The organism is Flavobacterium palustre (assembly GCF_014639535.1).
Lineage (GTDB): Bacteria > Bacteroidota > Bacteroidia > Flavobacteriales > Flavobacteriaceae > Flavobacterium > Flavobacterium palustre.
Genome location: NZ_BMGA01000012.1, coordinates 24,349 through 41,032, shown reverse-complemented (window position 1 = coordinate 41,032; position 16,684 = coordinate 24,349). Strand labels below are relative to the sequence as shown.

Genomic DNA, 16,684 nt, shown 5'->3' with positions numbered 1-16,684 from the left:
TACCACAAGAATAGAATGCTCGGATGGTGAAATTGGTAGACACGCTGGACTTAAAATCCAGTGAACAGCAATGTTCGTGCGGGTTCAAGTCCCGCTCTGAGTACTTAAAAGCTTCAATTGGCTATGCTGATTGGAGCTTTTTTTTAAACTTATTGAGGATTATTAACGGATTAAAACCTATCTAAATTGAATCCGGTTTCTTTTCCTAGTTGAAAAATTAAATTTTATTTTGAAATGGATTTTTAGGGTATTTACAACAGGAATTTATCGGGCATTTTGTGCATTTAGGTTTTGGCCGACATATTTCTCTCCCTAAGAATGAAATTGCCATACCTATTTCGTTCCAAATTTCTTTTGGTAAAACAGCCATTAATTGTTTTTCTGCTTTTAAACCATCTTGTATTGGATTTATTATCCCTATCCTCGGAGCTACCATGATGACATGTAGATCAGTCATGATTCCTTCTAATGCTATATTAGCTTCTTTCATAATTACGTTAGCTGACTTTCTGCCAATTCCTTTAATTGCGGTTAACGATTTCATTGTTAGCGGAATATTTTCTTCGTTTTTAATTGTTTTTGCAATATTAAGAATCCATTCGGCTTTGTTTTCGTAATATTTAACGCTATGTATATGCGGAATTATTTCATTAAGATTAGATTGGACAAGATTTTCCATTTTAGGAAATTTGAGAAAGAAATTTGGCGCTATCTTATTAATATTTTCATCAGAATCCTGAGCTGATAAAACAACCATAATTACTAATTCGTATAGATTGTTGTAGTTTAACGGATGTTTTTTGAATTTGTATTTTTTTAAAATTGGATTTAATTCTTCTTTCCAATTTATCGCATCGCTAAATAAGTCCATTTTAAAATTTAATAAATTGTTTTTTTAGCTAAAATTTTAGCTTTTATTGTTACTAAATTATTACTATTGATTTGTCTTGCTGTTTATAGAGTTGTAATTATATAATTTTAGACATCAAATTATAAGAAATATACGATTAGCTAGGGAGATTTTTTTAAATTTATCAAATTTAATTCATTCTGTCAAAAATAGTTTTTTTTGAAAGATTTTAATGATAAAAAAACTTTATTTTAGGGGTCAATATTTTTTTTCTTTTACTGTAATTGTTAGTGTTTTTTACTATATTTAGAAAAACTTAAAAATGAAGTTAGTAGCTAATTTGCCGGTGTTGGTATTTATTTAATTATAATTTAACAAATCTTTTTAATATTATATTTTTTTAATCCTTATTAAACTTAAATCAATAAATGGAAATATTTCATATTAGTGCAGAGTGTTATCCAGTGGCTAAAGTAGGTGGCTTAGCTGACGTAGTGGGAGCTTTGCCAAAATACCAAAACAATGCCGGACATCAATTAAGGGTTGTAATGCCTTGTTATGAAACTAAATTTAGAAATGAAAATGATTTTGAGTGTGTTCATTGGGGCTCAATTCAATTAGGCAATTTTAATTTTCCTTTTAGTGTACTTAAAGAAAAGACAGATAAGCTTGGGTTTGAACTGTATTTGATGGAAATACCGGAGCTTTTTGACAGGAAAGATGTTTATGGTTATGAGGACGACATTGAACGTTTTGTTTCTTTTCAGATTGCAACTTTAGATTGGATTATAGGAAGAGAAACAATGCCTGATGTTATTAATTGTCATGATCATCATACAGGTTTAATTCCGTTTATGATGCAATATTGTCATAAGTATCATAAATTATTTAATACGCCTTCAATGATTACCATTCACAATGGTTTGTATCAGGGAAAGTTTAGTTTTGAAAAGTTAAATTATTTTCCTGAATTTGATTTAAGTCATGTGAAAATATTAGAATGGGATAATTGTATCAATTCATTAGCTGTAGGAGTAAAATGTGCCGCAGCAGTTACGACAGTTTCACCAAGTTATTTGAATGAAATAAATTATTCGGCTAATGGTTTAGAATCGTTATTTAATCTTGTTCGTTATAAATCCAAAGGAATTTTAAACGGGATAGATGTTCAGGTTTGGGATCCGGCGAAAGACAAAATGTTAGAAAAGAATTATTCGATTTCCAATTTTGAGAAAGGAAAGCAACAGAATAAAGAAATCCTTTGTACACTTTTTAATCTTGATCCTGCCAAACCATTATTTAGTTTTATAGGGAGATTATGGGATGAAAAAGGTGGTGATTTATTACCGCAAGCATCTGCTTTGGCTCTGTCGGAGAATTATAAAGAAATTAATATTTTAATATTAGGTTCAGGAAATGCACATATTGAAAATCAATTGAATAGTTTATTGGTTGATTATAAAGGAAATTACAATACGTTTATTGGTTATAATGAAGAATTAGCGCATTTAATTTATGCAGGAGCCGATTTCTTATTGATGCCTTCCAGAGTAGAACCTTGCGGATTAAATCAAATGTACTCATTGCGATATGGAACTATACCTATTGTTAGAAGAACAGGAGGATTGAAAGATACTGTAATTGATTTTGGAGATGACGGAAACGGAATTTGCCATGATCAGTCTTCGGTAGGGGATATTTGTTATTCCATTCAAAGAGCGGTGAGTTTGTACAAGGATAAAGAACATTTGAATCAAATTAGAAAAAAAGGAATGATTACAGATCATTCCTGGGAGAAAGCAAGTCAGGAATATATAGAAATGTACAACTTAATACTTAACAAAATATGAAGGCAAAAAAGAAAAACGTTATTGCTATTATCCTGGGAGGTGGTCAGGGATCAAGATTGTATCCATTGACAGAAACCAGATCTAAACCAGCAGTGCCGGTTGGTGGAAAATACAGATTAGTAGATATTCCTATTTCAAATTGTATGAATTCAGACATTTACAGAATGTTTGTATTGACACAATTTAATTCGGCTTCGCTTAATGCGCATATTAAAAACACTTATGTTTTTAGTGCATTCAGTCAGGCTTTTGTGGATATTTTAGCTGCTGAACAAACTCCTGATAACCCAACCTGGTTTCAGGGAACAGCTGATGCCGTGAGACAATGTATGCCTCATTTTTTAAATCATAATTTTGATTATGCTTTAATTTTATCAGGTGACCAATTGTATCAAATGGATTTTAACGATATGATTGAAGAACATATCAGGAAAGAAGCAGATATTACCATTGCTACATTACCGGTTAATGCTAAAGATGCTCCTGAATTTGGAATCTTAAAAACCAATAGTGATAGTTGTATTGAGTCTTTTATAGAAAAACCAGCGGCGGCACTTCTACCGGATTGGGAATCGGATGTAAGTGAACAAATGAAGGCAGAAGGTAAAAACTATTTGGCTTCTATGGGTATTTACATTTTTAACAAAAAACTTTTGGTGGATTTAATGGCTAATCCTGATACCAAAGATTTTGGTAAAGAAATTATTCCGCAGGCTGTTGGAAATAAAAAGATACTTAGTTATCAATATGAGGGATATTGGACAGATATTGGAAATATTGATTCGTTTTTCGAAGCTAATATTGGATTAACTGAAGATGTGCCTAAGTTTAACTTGTTTGATGATGTTAATAAGATTTATACAAGACCCAGGATGTTACCGCCATCTAAGTTTAAAAATACATTGGTAGATAAATCCTTAATTTCCGAAGGATGTATTTTAAATGCTAAAGAAGTCGTACATTCGGTTATTGGAATTCGTTCTCGAATAGGAAAAGATTCAGTTGTCAAAAATACTTATGTAATGGGTAACGATTTTTACCAAAGTATTGAAGATATGGAAGTGGATACTAAAAACAATAAAATATTAGTTGGAATAGGTGAAAACTGTTATATCAATAATGCGATAGTAGATAAAAATTGCCGAATAGGTAATAATGTACACATTAACGGAGGATCACATCTGGAGAATACTACAACCCAATTGTATGCTATTAAGGATGGAATTGTAGTAATAAAGAAGGGTGTAACTTTACCTGATAATTTTAGAATCGAATAGAGTTAATCAACTGTTTTTTATATCAATATTCTATTTTCTAAGATTTAGAATTATACCAATAATACTATGAGTAAAGTTATTTCGCATTCCCTTTTTACTGATTTTGATATTAACTTATTCAAAGCTGGAAAACATTTTAGATTATATGAAAAGTTAGGTGCTCATTTAATGGAATTAAATGGAGTTCAAGGTGTCTATTTTGCAGTTTGGGCACCAACAGCTCATTCTGTTTCTGTTGTGGGAGATTTTAATTTTTGGACTCAGGGAGAACACGAACTATATGTGCGTTGGGATTCTTCAGGAATTTGGGAAGGCTTTATTCCTAATGTATCCAAAGGTTCAAATTATAAGTATAAAATACTTTCTAATAATGACGGATTAGTTACTGAGAAAGCAGATCCATTTGCTTTTTATTGCGAAAAACCACCGCATACTGCTTCTGTAGTTTGGGATCTTAATCATGAATGGGAAGATTCTAAATGGATGGAAACCAGAAAAGAGCACAATGATTTAGATAAACCTTATTCGGTTTACGAAGTACATTTGGGTTCCTGGAAACGTGGTGAAGGAAACCGGTTTTTGAGCTATCTGGAATTAGCAGAAGATTTAGTTGCTTATGTAAAAGAAATGGGATTTACCCATGTTGAGTTTATGCCGGTAATGGAATATCCTTATGATCCATCGTGGGGGTATCAATTAGTGGGGTATTTTGCTCCAACATCCCGATTTGGAAATCCGCAGGATTTCATGGTTTTGGTAGATAAATTGCATCAGGCAGGAATTGGGGTTATACTGGATTGGGTTCCTTCTCATTTTCCGGATGATTCTCATGGATTAGGTTATTTTGACGGTTCGCATCTTTATGAGCATCCTGACCGCAGAAAAGGTTATCATCCTGATTGGAAAAGTTTAGTGTTTAATTATGGAAGAAACGAAGTACGTTCTTTTTTGATTAGTAATGCTTTATTTTGGTTGCAACATTATCATATTGATGGTTTAAGGGTTGATGCTGTAGCATCGATGCTTTATTTAGATTATTCCAGAAATCACGGTGAATGGGAACCAAATATTTTTGGAGGAAATGAAAATCTGGATACCATTAGTTTTCTAAAAGAATTCAATGAGGTTGTATATTCTAATTATGAAGGAGTGCAAACTATTGCAGAAGAAAGCACTTCATTTCCGATGGTTTCCCGACCTACATCGGTAGGAGGACTTGGTTTTGGAATGAAATGGATGATGGGCTGGATGCACGATACTTTAAAATATTTCCAAAAAGCAACAGTATATCGAAAATACCATCAAAACGATTTGACTTTTTCGATGACTTATGCTTTTACTGAAAATTTTATGTTGCCTTTGTCTCATGACGAAGTGGTATATGGTAAAAAATCAATTGCCGATAGAATGCCCGGGGATGAATGGCAAAAATTTGCCAATTTACGTTTGCTTTACGGATATATGTTTACACATCCGGGAGGAAATTTACTTTTTATGGGAGGCGAATTTGGTCAAATGGCCGAATGGAATTTTCAGGAAAGTTTAGACTGGCATTTATTGCAATATCCGGTTCATAATGGTGTGAAAGAGTTAATTAAAGATTTGAATAAATTATACAAATCGCAACCTGCTTTATACCAAAAACAATTTAGTCATGAAGGTTTTGAATGGATCAATTATTCCGATCATCAAAATGCGGTGCTGTCTTATATTCGAAAAGGAAATAATCCAAAAGACGATTTGATTGTAGTGTGTAATTTCACCCAAATTGTTCGTAAGAATTACCGAATAGGTGTTCCAAGAAAAGGAAAACTTACTGAAATTTTTAATAGCGATTCAGAAAAATACCAAGGGAGTAATGTGCTGAATACAGCCGATTTAAAGATAGAATCTTCACCTTATGGAGGAAGAGATTATTCAGTTGAATTGTTGTTGCCACCGTTGAGTGTGACTGTTTTTAAAATTTCTTAATCAGTAATTTTTCTATTTTAAAAATCAGACTTCATAAAATTTAATTTTTTAAGAGAGAAGTATTAATATTATTATTAATGCTTCTTTTTTTTGATAATTAGTCAACTATTACGATTTCGTTAATTAAAAAGCGATTGTTTATTTATAAAAAAGTTTTTTTGTAAGTTTGAGAGAACACACAAATACTAATCTAAAAGGACTGAAATGATTACAAATACAGAATTAGAATATAAAGGGGATTTGTACCCGTCAAAAGTGGTTTCTTATACACAAGATGTTGATTCAGTATATTTTTATACAGATAACAATGTTATTTTAAAACTAACTGTTTTGAGAGATAGTTTAATTCGTTTTCGTTTTACAACGAAAGGCTATTTCAGTAATGATTTCTCTTATGCCATTGACGAAAGTCATTCACATGGATACAATCATTTAAAAATAACAGAAGAGGAAAGTTATTATCAAATTGCAACTAACAAAATCATCTGCAAAATTCAAAAAGCCGATTTAAGAGCTTCGATATATGATTTAAAAGGGAATGTGCTATTAGAAGATGAATTGGGTTTTCATTGGGAAGAATGTTATGAATTTGGTGGTAACATTGTAAAAATGAGTAAAGCTTCCCGGGACGGTGAATGTTTTTATGGTTTGGGAGACAAAGCTACTCAAATGAATCTAAAAGGGAAAAGAGTCGAAAATTTTGCTACCGATCAATATGCTTTTCAAAAAGAACAGGAACCATTGTATAAAGTAGTTCCTTTTTATATAGGACTACATCATAAGCAAGCGTATGGGATTTTCTTTGATAATACTTTCAGAACTTTTTTTGATTTTTGCCACGAAAGAAGAAATGTAACCAGTTTTTGGTCAGATGGAGGAGAGATGAATTATTATTTTTTCTACGGTCCCAATATGCAGGATGTGGTAACTTCTTATACGGATTTGACAGGTAAGCCTGAATTACCGCCATTGTGGGCATTGGGATACCATCAATGTAAATGGAGTTATTATCCGGAGAGTAATGTAAAAGAGGTTGCCGCAAAGTTTAGAGAATTGCAAATTCCTTGTGATGCAATTTATCTGGATATTGATTACATGGAAGGTTTTAGATGTTTTACCTGGAACAAAGAATATTTTCCGGATCCAAAACGAATGGTTACTGAATTAGCTGAAGACGGATTTAAAACCATTGTTATTATTGATCCAGGAATTAAAATAGATAAAGAATATTGGGTTTACAAAGAAGCTTTGGCAAAAGATTATTTTTGTAAAAGAGCCGACGGTCCTTATATGAAAGGTAAAGTTTGGCCGGGAGAATGTAATTTTCCTGATTATACAAATCCCGAAGTAAGAGAGTGGTGGGCTGGATTATTTAAAGAATTAATTTCAGATATTGGAGTAAAAGGAGTTTGGAATGATATGAACGAACCTGCCGTAATGGAAGTTCCTAATAAAACTTTCCCTAACGATGTACGTCATAATTACGATGGAAATCCTTGCAGTCATAGAAAAGCACATAATATTTATGGGACCCAAATGGCCAGAGCTACCTATAACGGAGTGAAACGTTTTGCTTATCCTAAAAGACCATTTATTATTACGAGATCAGCTTATTCAGGAGCGCAACGTTATACTTCGTCCTGGACGGGAGATAATGTAGCTACCTGGGAACATCTTTGGATAGCAAATATTCAGGTGCAAAGAATGTCTATTTCAGGAATGGGATTTACGGGTTCTGATATTGGAGGTTTTGCTGAACAGCCTACAGGCGAATTGTATGCAAGATGGATTCAACTTGGAGTATTCCATCCGTTTTGCCGAACACACTCTTCCGGAGATCATGGCAATCAGGAACCTTGGGCTTTTGACGAAGAAGTTATTGATATAACCCGAAAATTTGTTAATCTTCGTTACCAATTATTACCGTATTTGTACACCATGTTTTGGCAATATATCGAAGAAGGTACTCCTATGCTGAAGCCATTAGTGTATTTTGATCAGGAAGACATTCAAACTCATTATCGAAATGACGAATTTATTTTTGGAAACCAAATTTTAGTTTGCCCAATTTTAGAGCCTAATGCCTTAGGGCGAAGAATGTATATTCCTCGTGGACAATGGTACAATTACTGGACAAATTGTTTGGTAAAAGGAGGAAAGGAAACGTGGGTAGATACTAAATTTGACGAAATTCCCGTTTTTGTTAAAGCAGGTGCTATTATTCCAAAATATCCGGTGCAACAATATGTGGGTGAATTGGAATTTGACGAATTAACATTGGATTTGTATTACAAAGAAGGTAAAGAAAAATCAGTAGTCTATGAAGATGCTCAGGATGGTTACGATTATAAAAAAGGACGATTTAGCTTTTTGTCTTTCCAAATGACAGGAAAAGAGTTAGAATTGAATATTCAGTTACACAAAGAAGGGAAATACGATACCAATTATACTAAGTTTAAAATCAATTTTATTGGATTGCCATTCGAAGTGAAAATAGTTGAAATTGATAATGAAGAGATCGTTTTTGATGCTGCTGCTTTTAAAGAAAATCAGTATTTAATTGTTCCTAAAGACTTTAATGTTTTGCATATTATAGGATAATAATCGTATTTTTGTTTGTACAAAAATAACTACTATGAAAAAGAATATATTATTTACAGGAATTGCTGCTTTGGGATTAATTTATTCCTGTGCAACTAATCCATTAACCGGAAAAAAGACATTGAATTTTGTTTCCAATAGCGAATTATTTCCTTCTTCTTTTCAGCAATATGGAACTTTTTTAAAGGAAAATAAAGTTGTTTCGGGTACTGCTGAGGCTAAAAAAGTAGAAGCTGTTGGAATTAAAATAAAACTGGCGGCCGAACGTTATTTGGCTTCTTTAGGGCAGACAGATTATTTGAAAGATTACCAATGGGAGTATAAATTAGTTGATAGTAAGGAAGTTAACGCCTGGTGTATGCCCGGAGGTAAAATTGTAGTTTATTCGGGAATTTTACCAATAACTAAAAACGATGCCGGTTTAGCAACGGTCATGGGACACGAAGTTTCACACGCTCTGGCTAATCATGGTGCGCAGCGTATGAGTGCGTCACAATTGCAAACTTTAGGGGCGGCAGGTGTTGCAGCTGCAACAGGAGGTAAAAGTGCCGAAAAGCAACAAATGTGGCAACAATATTACGGAATTGGTTCTCAAGTAGGAGTGATGCTTCCTTTTAGCAGAAGTCATGAAACCGAAGCGGATAAAATTGGATTGACATTAATGGCTATTGCAGGTTATAATCCTGAAGAAGCGATTAATTTCTGGACCAGAATGTCGGCTAATTCAGGAGGTCAGGCACCGGCAGAGATGTTGAGTACACACCCTTCTGATGCGACCCGAATTGCAAATTTAAAAGCTATGATTCCTGAAGCTAAGGCTATTGCAGCTAAGTTTGGAGTTGTATTCAAATAAGAGACAGAGAAAAATTTTAGAAGCCAGTTCATTAGAATTGGCTTTTTTTATGCTTATTAAAAAGATATTTTTAATTGATTTAATGGTATAAAATGTATAAAAAAACTATAAATTCGTCCACAAAAAAAGAGAGCAAGATATGAATTCATTACAGAAAGGGGATAAAAAATTATTAAATGCCTGGGCATTTTACGATTGGGCTAATTCAGTGTACAGTTTGGTAATTACTTCGGCGGTTTTCCCCATTTTTTATTTGGCTTTATTCAGTAAAGAACAAACTTATATTCATGTCTTTGGTACTGAAATTAAAAATTCTGCTTTAATTAGTTTTGTTACAGCAGCAGCTTTTTTGAAAGTAGCTTTTATTTCACCACTCTTATCCGGAATTGCAGATTATGTGGGAAATAAAAAGTTTTTTATGAAATTCTTCTGCTATTTAGGAGCTTTTTCCTGTATTGGTTTGTATTGGTTTAGTTTGGAACATATTTATGTTAGTTTGCTTTTTTATTTTTTAGGATTAATAGGTTTTTGGGGGAGTTTGGTTTTTTATAATTCTTATTTACCCGATATTGCTTTTGAAGAACAACAGGATGCTATAAGTGCCAAGGGATATTCTTTGGGGTATTTCGGAAGTGTACTTTTGTTAGCTGCAAGTTTGTTTTTGATCATGTCTGCTCCGGATGCTGAAAAAATCATGCAAATGCGATATTCTTTTGTAATGGTTGGAATTTGGTGGATTGTGTTTAGTCAATATACATATTATTATTTACCAAAAGGTAATGAAAATTCTCAAAAAATAACAAATGATATTCTATTTAACGGATTTAAAGAACTTAAAAAAGTATGGATTTCACTGGAAGAGAATTTTGCGTTAAAGAAATACCTAATAAGTTTTTTTGTGTATAGCATGGCAGTGCAAACGGTAATGCTGGTGGCTACTTATTTTGGAGAGCAGGAAATTCAATGGGAATCTAAAGCGGCTGCAACTACCGGATTGATTACTTGTATTTTATTAATTCAAATAGTAGCTATTTTTGGTGCCTTATTAACTTCAAAGGCATCAAAAAAATATGGAAATATTACAACTCTGATTGTTATAAATTGTTTTTGGACTGTATTGTGTGTTGCGGCTTATTTTATAAAGTTGCCTTTGCATTTCTACATTATGGCGGCCTTAGTTGGTTTAGTTATGGGTGGAATTCAGTCATTATCACGTTCCACTTATTCTAAATTATTGCCCGAAACACAGGATACAGCCTCTTTTTTTAGTTTTTATGACGTTTCTGAGAAAATTGGAATTGTAATTGGAATGCTTGTTTATGGAATTATTGACCAAATTACAGGTAGTCCAAGATTTGCAATTGTATTTTTAGCTGTTTTTTTTATTGTTGGAGTTCTTTTGTTGAGAAAAGTACCGAAGAAATAGTAAGAAAAATAAAATAAAAAATTATATTTGGAGATAATAAAAAAATCCATTTATGAAAGTATTCAAAAGTAAACTACAGTTAGTGGTTTTGTTTTTTGCAGTATTATTTACATCTTGTACCTACGAGCCTGTTGATGGTACGGTTGAAACAGTTCCGGGTGGTAATACCGCTTCAGGAGTTTTTAAGGCTGATTTTAGTGGTAATACATGGACAGCAAAAGAAACACAAGCTATAATTTCAGGAAATTTCATTGAAATTGCAGCGGTTAATTCAAAGGGAGAAAGTTTTGGAATTGTGATTGAAGGAAGTATTGCGGGGACTTATGCGGCCAACGTAAATATTGTAGCTTACACACCAGCAGGTACAGAATACGGTTATTGGGCTTATAATGATAATAATCCAACGGAAAATACAGGTTCCGTTATTATTACCAAAATTGATACGGAAAAGAAAACCATATCAGGAACTTTTCAATTTAAGGGTTACTGGTCAGATACTGATGATCCTAAACCTGCAATTCAGTTTACAAATGGTGTCTTTAAAGATATTCCGTATATTACTCAGGAGGAAACTACTGATGTTTTTACTGCAAAAGTAGGTAGTACTAATTTTGTTGCGACTGATATTTCTACTGCTGAAATTGATGATTTTATAACCATTGGTGCTTTAGATGCAAATTTTAATAATTTATCAATTGTTATAAAAAATACTTTGGGTACAGGAAGTCATACTATTACAAATACTCTAAGTGGGAATGTTCAGGGGTATTATGAAGATGTAAATGACGAATACAAAGCAATTTCCGGAAGTATTACAATTACTTCGAAAACAGCTGATAGAATTAAAGGAACATTTAATTTTACTACAAACGGGACACCGCCATTTGTTATAACCGAAGGAACTTTTGATGTGGAATATTAGATTACATTTCTAAATTTTATAAAATTAAGAGCCCTCAAAATTACAATTAGTTTTTGAGGGTTTTCTTTTAGGCTTTGTGGCATAAAGATTGACTTATATACATTATACAAGCTGTTGTTTTATATTACTTGTTGATTTTCAGTAGTATAAAATAAGGAATACTAACTTTGTTATTAAAAGCTTTAATTATTTAATGACAAAAAGACTTAAATTACACTATGTCAAAACATAAAATACTTACTATTGACAATCTGTCACAACAAGAATTTGATTCGGAAGCCGAATTGATTCCTTTATTGACTCCGGAAGACGAAGAAGAAATGAATAAAGAACAGTTACCTGAATCTTTACCAATTCTTCCATTACGTAATATGGTTTTGTTTCCGGGTGTGGTAATTCCAATTACTGCAGGAAGAGATAAATCAATTAAATTAATTGATGATGCCAATGCCGATGGAAAAATTATTGGGGTTGTTGCTCAAAAAAATGAAGAAATCGAAGATCCTTCTTTAGAAGATATTAATGCTATTGGAACTGTTGCCCGTATTTTGCGCGTGCTTAAAATGCCTGACGGAACTACAACTGTAATTCTTCAGGGTAAAAAACGTTTCGAAATCGAATCGGTAACTTCTGAGGAACCTTATATTTCTGCGGTAATTAAAGATTTTTCAGAAGAAAGACCGGATAAGGAAGATTCAGAATTCTTGGCAATTTTGGAATCTATAAAAGAATTGGCTATCCAAATCATTAAGGTAAGTCCTAATATTCCATCTGAAGCTACTTTTGCTATCAAAAACATTGAAAGCCAGTCTTTTCTAATCAATTTTGTTACTTCTAACATGAATTTGTCAGTTAAAGAAAAACAAGATTTGTTAGCTATCAATAATTTAAAAGACAGAGCTTTAGAAACTCTGAAATACATGAATATCGAGTTGCAAAAACTCGAACTCAAAAATGATATTCAATCTAAAGTTCGTTTTGATTTAGACCAACAACAAAGAGAATATTTCCTGCACCAACAAATGAAAACCATTCAGGAAGAATTGGGTGGTGCTACTCAGGAGGAGGAAATGGACGAAATGTTAGTGAAATCGAAGTCTAAAAAATGGGATGAGAAAACGCAAATTACTTTTGAAAAAGAGTTATCAAAAATGCGTCGTATGAATCCTCAGGCGCCTGATTTCAGTATTCAAAGAAATTATCTGGAATTGCTTTTGGACTTACCCTGGAATGAATATTCTAAAGATAATTTTGATTTAAAAAATGCTCAAAAAATTCTTGACAGAGATCATTTCGGGTTGGAAGAAGTAAAGAAAAGAATGATTGAACACTTAGCGGTTTTGAAGTTAAGAAAAGATATGAAGTCGCCTATTATTTGTTTAACTGGGCCTCCGGGAGTGGGGAAAACTTCGATTGGGCGTTCGGTAGCAGAAGCTTTAGGTCGTGAATATGTTCGTATTTCTTTAGGTGGATTGCGTGATGAAGCTGAAATTCGCGGACATCGAAAAACTTATATCGGAGCGATGCCTGGACGTATCATTCAAAGTTTGAAAAAAGCAGGAACTTCCAATCCCGTTTTTGTTTTGGACGAGATTGATAAATTGTCAAATAGTAATCATGGCGACCCGTCTTCGGCATTATTAGAGGTTTTAGATCCGGAACAAAATAGCTCGTTTTACGACAATTTTGTCGAATTAGGTTATGATTTGTCTAAGGTAATGTTTATTGCTACGTCTAATAATATGAGTGCTATTCAGCCGGCATTGAGAGACCGTATGGAAATTATCAAAATGTCAGGTTATACTATTGAAGAAAAAGTCGAAATTGCCAAACAGCATTTGTTTCCGCGCCAGTTGAAAGAGCATGGACTGACTTCAAAAGATTTGACAATTGGAAAGAAACAATTGGAGAAAATTATTGAAGGTTATACTCGTGAATCAGGAGTACGTGGTTTGGAGGCTAAAATTGCTCAGGTAATCCGTAATGCAGCTAAATCGGTGGCAATGGAAGAGGAATACAGCAAAAAAGTAACTGACGAAGATATTGTAAAAGTACTTGGCGTTCCAAGATTAGAGCGCGACAAATACGAAAGTAATGATGTGGCCGGAGTAGTTACCGGATTAGCATGGACAAGTGTTGGTGGCGATATTTTGTTTATAGAATCTTTACTTTCTCCCGGAAAAGGAGGGATGAGTATTACCGGAAATTTGGGTACGGTAATGAAAGAATCGGCTACCATTGCTTTGGAATATATTAAAGCGAATGCGGAGCAATTAGGTTTGACTTCGGAATTATTGTCTAAATACAATATCCATCTGCATGTTCCTGAAGGTGCAACGCCAAAAGACGGACCTAGTGCCGGAATTGCAATGCTAACTTCTTTAGTGTCATTGTTTACACAAAAAAGAGTAAAGAAAAACATTGCAATGACAGGAGAAATTACCCTAAGGGGAAAAGTTTTGCCGGTAGGAGGAATTAAAGAAAAAATTCTGGCTGCCAAAAGAGCTAACATCAAAGAAATTATTTTATGTCACGAAAACAAAAGTGATGTTGATGAAATTAAACCTGAATATTTAACAGGTGTTACTTTTCATTATGTAAAAGAAATGAGCGAAGTATTAGCGATTGCCATTACCGATCAAAAGGTAAAAAACGCTAAGAAATTATAGTAATAATAATGTTAATATAAATCCGGAATTGAATTTCTATTCCGGAATATTGTCTCATAGATTTACAGATTGTATTGTTTAATTTGTGAATCTATGAGATATTATTTTAATCATTGAAATGTTATTTCAAATTTAGCTCCTTTATTGACTTCGCTTTCAAGAGAGATATGTCCTCCGAGGTTGGTAATGTGGTTGTACACTAAATACAATCCGATGCCGTTGCTGTCAACATGCTCGTTAAATGTTTGATACAATCCAAAAACTTTGTCTTTGACTTTTTCTAAATCAAATCCTATTCCGTTATCAGAAATAATTAATAGAGTTTTGTTGTTGCGTTTTTCTGAACGAATTGTAATTTCTGGCAAAACATCCGGTTTTGCGTATTTTATAGCATTTGTAATTAGATTTAAAAAAATACTTTTTAAATAAGCTTTGTTGAAATTTACTTTATTGGTTGCAGAAAAATCGGTGTTAATTGTAGTTTTTGAATTTTGAATTAATGAATTTACAGCAATTAAAACTTCGTCCAAAGCATTTTTTAAATCAATTTCTTCTAATTGTGAATCGGCTTGTTTTTTAGAATTTAAAAGCCCGATATATTGATCCAGATTTTCTTTTAAAGTATCTGCCGTGCTTTTTAAAATAGAAATAAATTCTAAGGTTTCTTCATTTTGAATATCGTTAGTATCCATCAATTCAAAAACAGAAAGCATATTGTTAACAGGCGATCTTAAATCGTGAGCAGCCGAATAACTGAGTTGTTTGAACTCTTTGTTTATTTCGGTAAGTTGTTTGATGTGTAGTTTTCGTTCCTGTTCTAATTCTTTTTTATCGGTAATATTTTTAGCTACTGCGTAGATTAATTTTTCTTCTTCAACAGGTATTGAAGTCCATAAAAGCCAGATAATACGTCCGCTTTTAGTTAAATATCTGTTTTCAAAGCTAAATAATGGAACTTTGTTTTTAAGTTCGTTTCGGGCTAAACTGGTCTTTTCTTTATCCGTATTATAAACAAAATCGTTGATAGGTCTTGCTAATAATTCTTCGTTAGAATATTCTAAAAGTTTTGAAACGGCTGGGTTTATCCTTTTAAAATAACCATCATATCCTGCAATACAAAACAAATCTTGTGATAGGTCAAAAAACTTCTCGAAGTTGTTAAAAATATCAAAACCCTGAACAACGCCATTTTCTCTATTTTTTGTCATAATTATTTATTATAATAATGTCGGTATTGTAATAAATAGGTTTTTTAAAAAGACTTGGGGAGTTTTTCTAAAATAAAAATAAGCATTTAGAAACTAAAAATACTTATAAAATAGATCGTATTGTGTGCTAAGAACATAAAAAAGGCTTATTAGGCAATAAGCCTTTTTGATAGATGTGAAATTTATCAGAATTTATATCCTGAAAATTCCGCCTAAAGCAATAATTCTCTGGAAAAAGAAAAAATCCTGCGAAGCTTTGTCGGCATTGCTTTGCGTAGTGCGAATATCCTGCATGTTGATATATCCGCCTTTTAATTCTCCCTGAATATAAAAGTGTTTTAAGAAAGTAAGGTTTAAACCTGCTTTTGCAGATATTCCATAACCCGAGACATGAAAATCATCGTGGCGTTCTTTTCCTAATAATGTCGTATTGGTTTTTGGGTAAAGTACTCCAATCCCAATACCTTCGGTTAAATTGACCTGAATTTTATCAGTATTTTTAATTTTGAATAAGGTCGAAATATCATCATGTCTTGAAAATTCAGTATTAACATAATTCAGTCCGTCAGTATGCTCGTATTTTAAAAATGCTTCAGTTAATTGTGTGGCAGTATTGTTGTAAGTTCCGTCAAAATTAGAACCTATGTTGATAGTTCCTGTTACATTTGCCGTTTGATTTTGTGTCATTACATATTTCATGTGATCTACGCCAATTGCAATACTGTAATGATCATTGATAAAATATCCTATTCTTAAGTTGGTTTGCGGAATAGTCATTCGAGCCGGATTAAGGTAATCAACATGCCAGCCTTTTGGTTTATCATGAGCTGTCATGTTGTTGATGGTAAAATTATAACCTTCTCCTTTAAAAGTCACATCCGATTTAGAATAACTTTCTCTGTTTCCACCCCATGAAATAAAGAATTTCCCTTTGTTATGAGCTGTATATTTGTCTTGTATTTTAATTTCTTCCTGAGCACTAAGGCAGTTCGAGAATAAGAATGTAATTATGGCAGTGTTGACTATTTTTTTCACTTAAATGTCAATTATAAATTTA

The 16,684-nt window shown here is 32.8% G+C and carries 11 protein-coding genes and 1 tRNA gene; 9 read left to right on the top strand and 3 right to left on the bottom strand.

Translation table 11 applies throughout. The annotated features are described in order from the left end of the window. Positions 1-17: 17 nt before the first annotated feature. A tRNA-Leu gene (locus tag IEV84_RS16020) sits at positions 18-103 on the top strand. A 114-nt stretch (positions 104-217) separates the two neighbouring features. On the opposite strand, the gene IEV84_RS16015 is transcribed toward IEV84_RS16020, so the two are convergent. Further along, positions 218-871 carry an endonuclease III domain-containing protein gene (locus IEV84_RS16015; RefSeq protein ID WP_188495768.1) on the bottom strand — a complete coding sequence of 218 codons (654 nt, stop codon included), beginning with the start codon at positions 869-871 and terminating at the stop codon, positions 218-220. Positions 872-1,278: 407 nt separating this feature from the next. Between IEV84_RS16015 and IEV84_RS16010 the strand changes: the two genes are divergently transcribed. The 8 genes from IEV84_RS16010 to lon all read left to right on the top strand — a co-directional run bounded on the left by IEV84_RS16010 (position 1,279) and on the right by lon (position 14,419). Then, a complete protein-coding gene (locus IEV84_RS16010; RefSeq protein WP_188495766.1) occupies positions 1,279-2,700 on the top strand; it encodes a glycogen synthase in 1,422 nt (473 codons plus the stop codon). Further along, positions 2,697-3,977: a glucose-1-phosphate adenylyltransferase gene (locus tag IEV84_RS16005; protein WP_188495764.1), complete on the top strand. Its 1,281-nt coding sequence runs from the start codon at positions 2,697-2,699 to the stop codon at positions 3,975-3,977. Before IEV84_RS16010 ends, IEV84_RS16005 begins: the two co-directional genes overlap by 4 nt. Before the next feature lie 66 nt (positions 3,978-4,043). Beyond that, a complete protein-coding gene (glgB, locus tag IEV84_RS16000; RefSeq protein WP_188495762.1) occupies positions 4,044-5,948 on the top strand; it encodes a 1,4-alpha-glucan branching protein GlgB in 1,905 nt (634 codons plus the stop codon). A 204-nt stretch (positions 5,949-6,152) separates the two neighbouring features. Then, positions 6,153-8,549 carry a glycoside hydrolase family 31 protein gene (locus IEV84_RS15995; protein WP_188495760.1) on the top strand — a complete coding sequence of 799 codons (2,397 nt, stop codon included), beginning with the start codon at positions 6,153-6,155 and terminating at the stop codon, positions 8,547-8,549. Positions 8,550-8,583: 34 nt separating this feature from the next. Then, positions 8,584-9,402, top strand: coding sequence for a M48 family metallopeptidase (locus IEV84_RS15990; RefSeq protein WP_188495758.1), 819 nt, complete (start codon positions 8,584-8,586; stop codon positions 9,400-9,402). Positions 9,403-9,541: 139 nt separating this feature from the next. Beyond that, positions 9,542-10,828 (top strand): MFS transporter, encoded by a 1,287-nt coding sequence (locus IEV84_RS15985; RefSeq protein ID WP_188495756.1) that lies wholly within the window; start codon positions 9,542-9,544, stop codon positions 10,826-10,828. 52 nt (positions 10,829-10,880) lie between these two features. After that, complete coding sequence (locus IEV84_RS15980; protein WP_188495754.1) at positions 10,881-11,750, top strand: DUF6252 domain-containing protein; 870 nt, start codon at positions 10,881-10,883, stop codon at positions 11,748-11,750. A 218-nt stretch (positions 11,751-11,968) separates the two neighbouring features. Beyond that, the gene (lon, locus tag IEV84_RS15975; RefSeq protein ID WP_188495753.1) at positions 11,969-14,419 is read left to right on the top strand and encodes an endopeptidase La; all 2,451 of its coding nucleotides are present in this window, start codon (positions 11,969-11,971) and stop codon (positions 14,417-14,419) included. Positions 14,420-14,529: 110 nt separating this feature from the next. On the opposite strand, the gene IEV84_RS15970 is transcribed toward lon, so the two are convergent. Beyond that, positions 14,530-15,627, bottom strand: coding sequence for a PAS domain-containing sensor histidine kinase (locus tag IEV84_RS15970; RefSeq protein WP_188495750.1), 1,098 nt, complete (start codon positions 15,625-15,627; stop codon positions 14,530-14,532). Positions 15,628-15,819: 192 nt separating this feature from the next. After that, on the bottom strand, positions 15,820-16,662 hold the full coding sequence (locus IEV84_RS15965) for a hypothetical protein (protein ID WP_188495748.1): 843 nt from the start codon (positions 16,660-16,662) through the stop codon (positions 15,820-15,822). Between the last annotated feature and the right edge of the window lie 22 nt (positions 16,663-16,684).

Excerpts from the sequence above, each read along its gene's own strand:
- IEV84_RS16015 (WP_188495768.1), bottom strand. The coding sequence starts at position 871 with ATGGACTTATTTAGCGATGCGATAAATTGGAAAGAAGAATTAAATCCA.
- lon (WP_188495753.1), top strand. The coding sequence starts at position 11,969 with ATGTCAAAACATAAAATACTTACTATTGACAATCTGTCACAACAAGAA.
- IEV84_RS15980 (WP_188495754.1), top strand. The coding sequence starts at position 10,881 with ATGAAAGTATTCAAAAGTAAACTACAGTTAGTGGTTTTGTTTTTTGCA.
- glgB (WP_188495762.1), top strand. The coding sequence starts at position 4,044 with ATGAGTAAAGTTATTTCGCATTCCCTTTTTACTGATTTTGATATTAAC.
- IEV84_RS15990 (WP_188495758.1), top strand. The coding sequence starts at position 8,584 with ATGAAAAAGAATATATTATTTACAGGAATTGCTGCTTTGGGATTAATT.
- IEV84_RS15985 (WP_188495756.1), top strand. The coding sequence starts at position 9,542 with ATGAATTCATTACAGAAAGGGGATAAAAAATTATTAAATGCCTGGGCA.
- IEV84_RS15995 (WP_188495760.1), top strand. The coding sequence starts at position 6,153 with ATGATTACAAATACAGAATTAGAATATAAAGGGGATTTGTACCCGTCA.
- IEV84_RS16005 (WP_188495764.1), top strand. The coding sequence starts at position 2,697 with ATGAAGGCAAAAAAGAAAAACGTTATTGCTATTATCCTGGGAGGTGGT.
- IEV84_RS15970 (WP_188495750.1), bottom strand. The coding sequence starts at position 15,627 with ATGACAAAAAATAGAGAAAATGGCGTTGTTCAGGGTTTTGATATTTTT.
- IEV84_RS16010 (WP_188495766.1), top strand. The coding sequence starts at position 1,279 with ATGGAAATATTTCATATTAGTGCAGAGTGTTATCCAGTGGCTAAAGTA.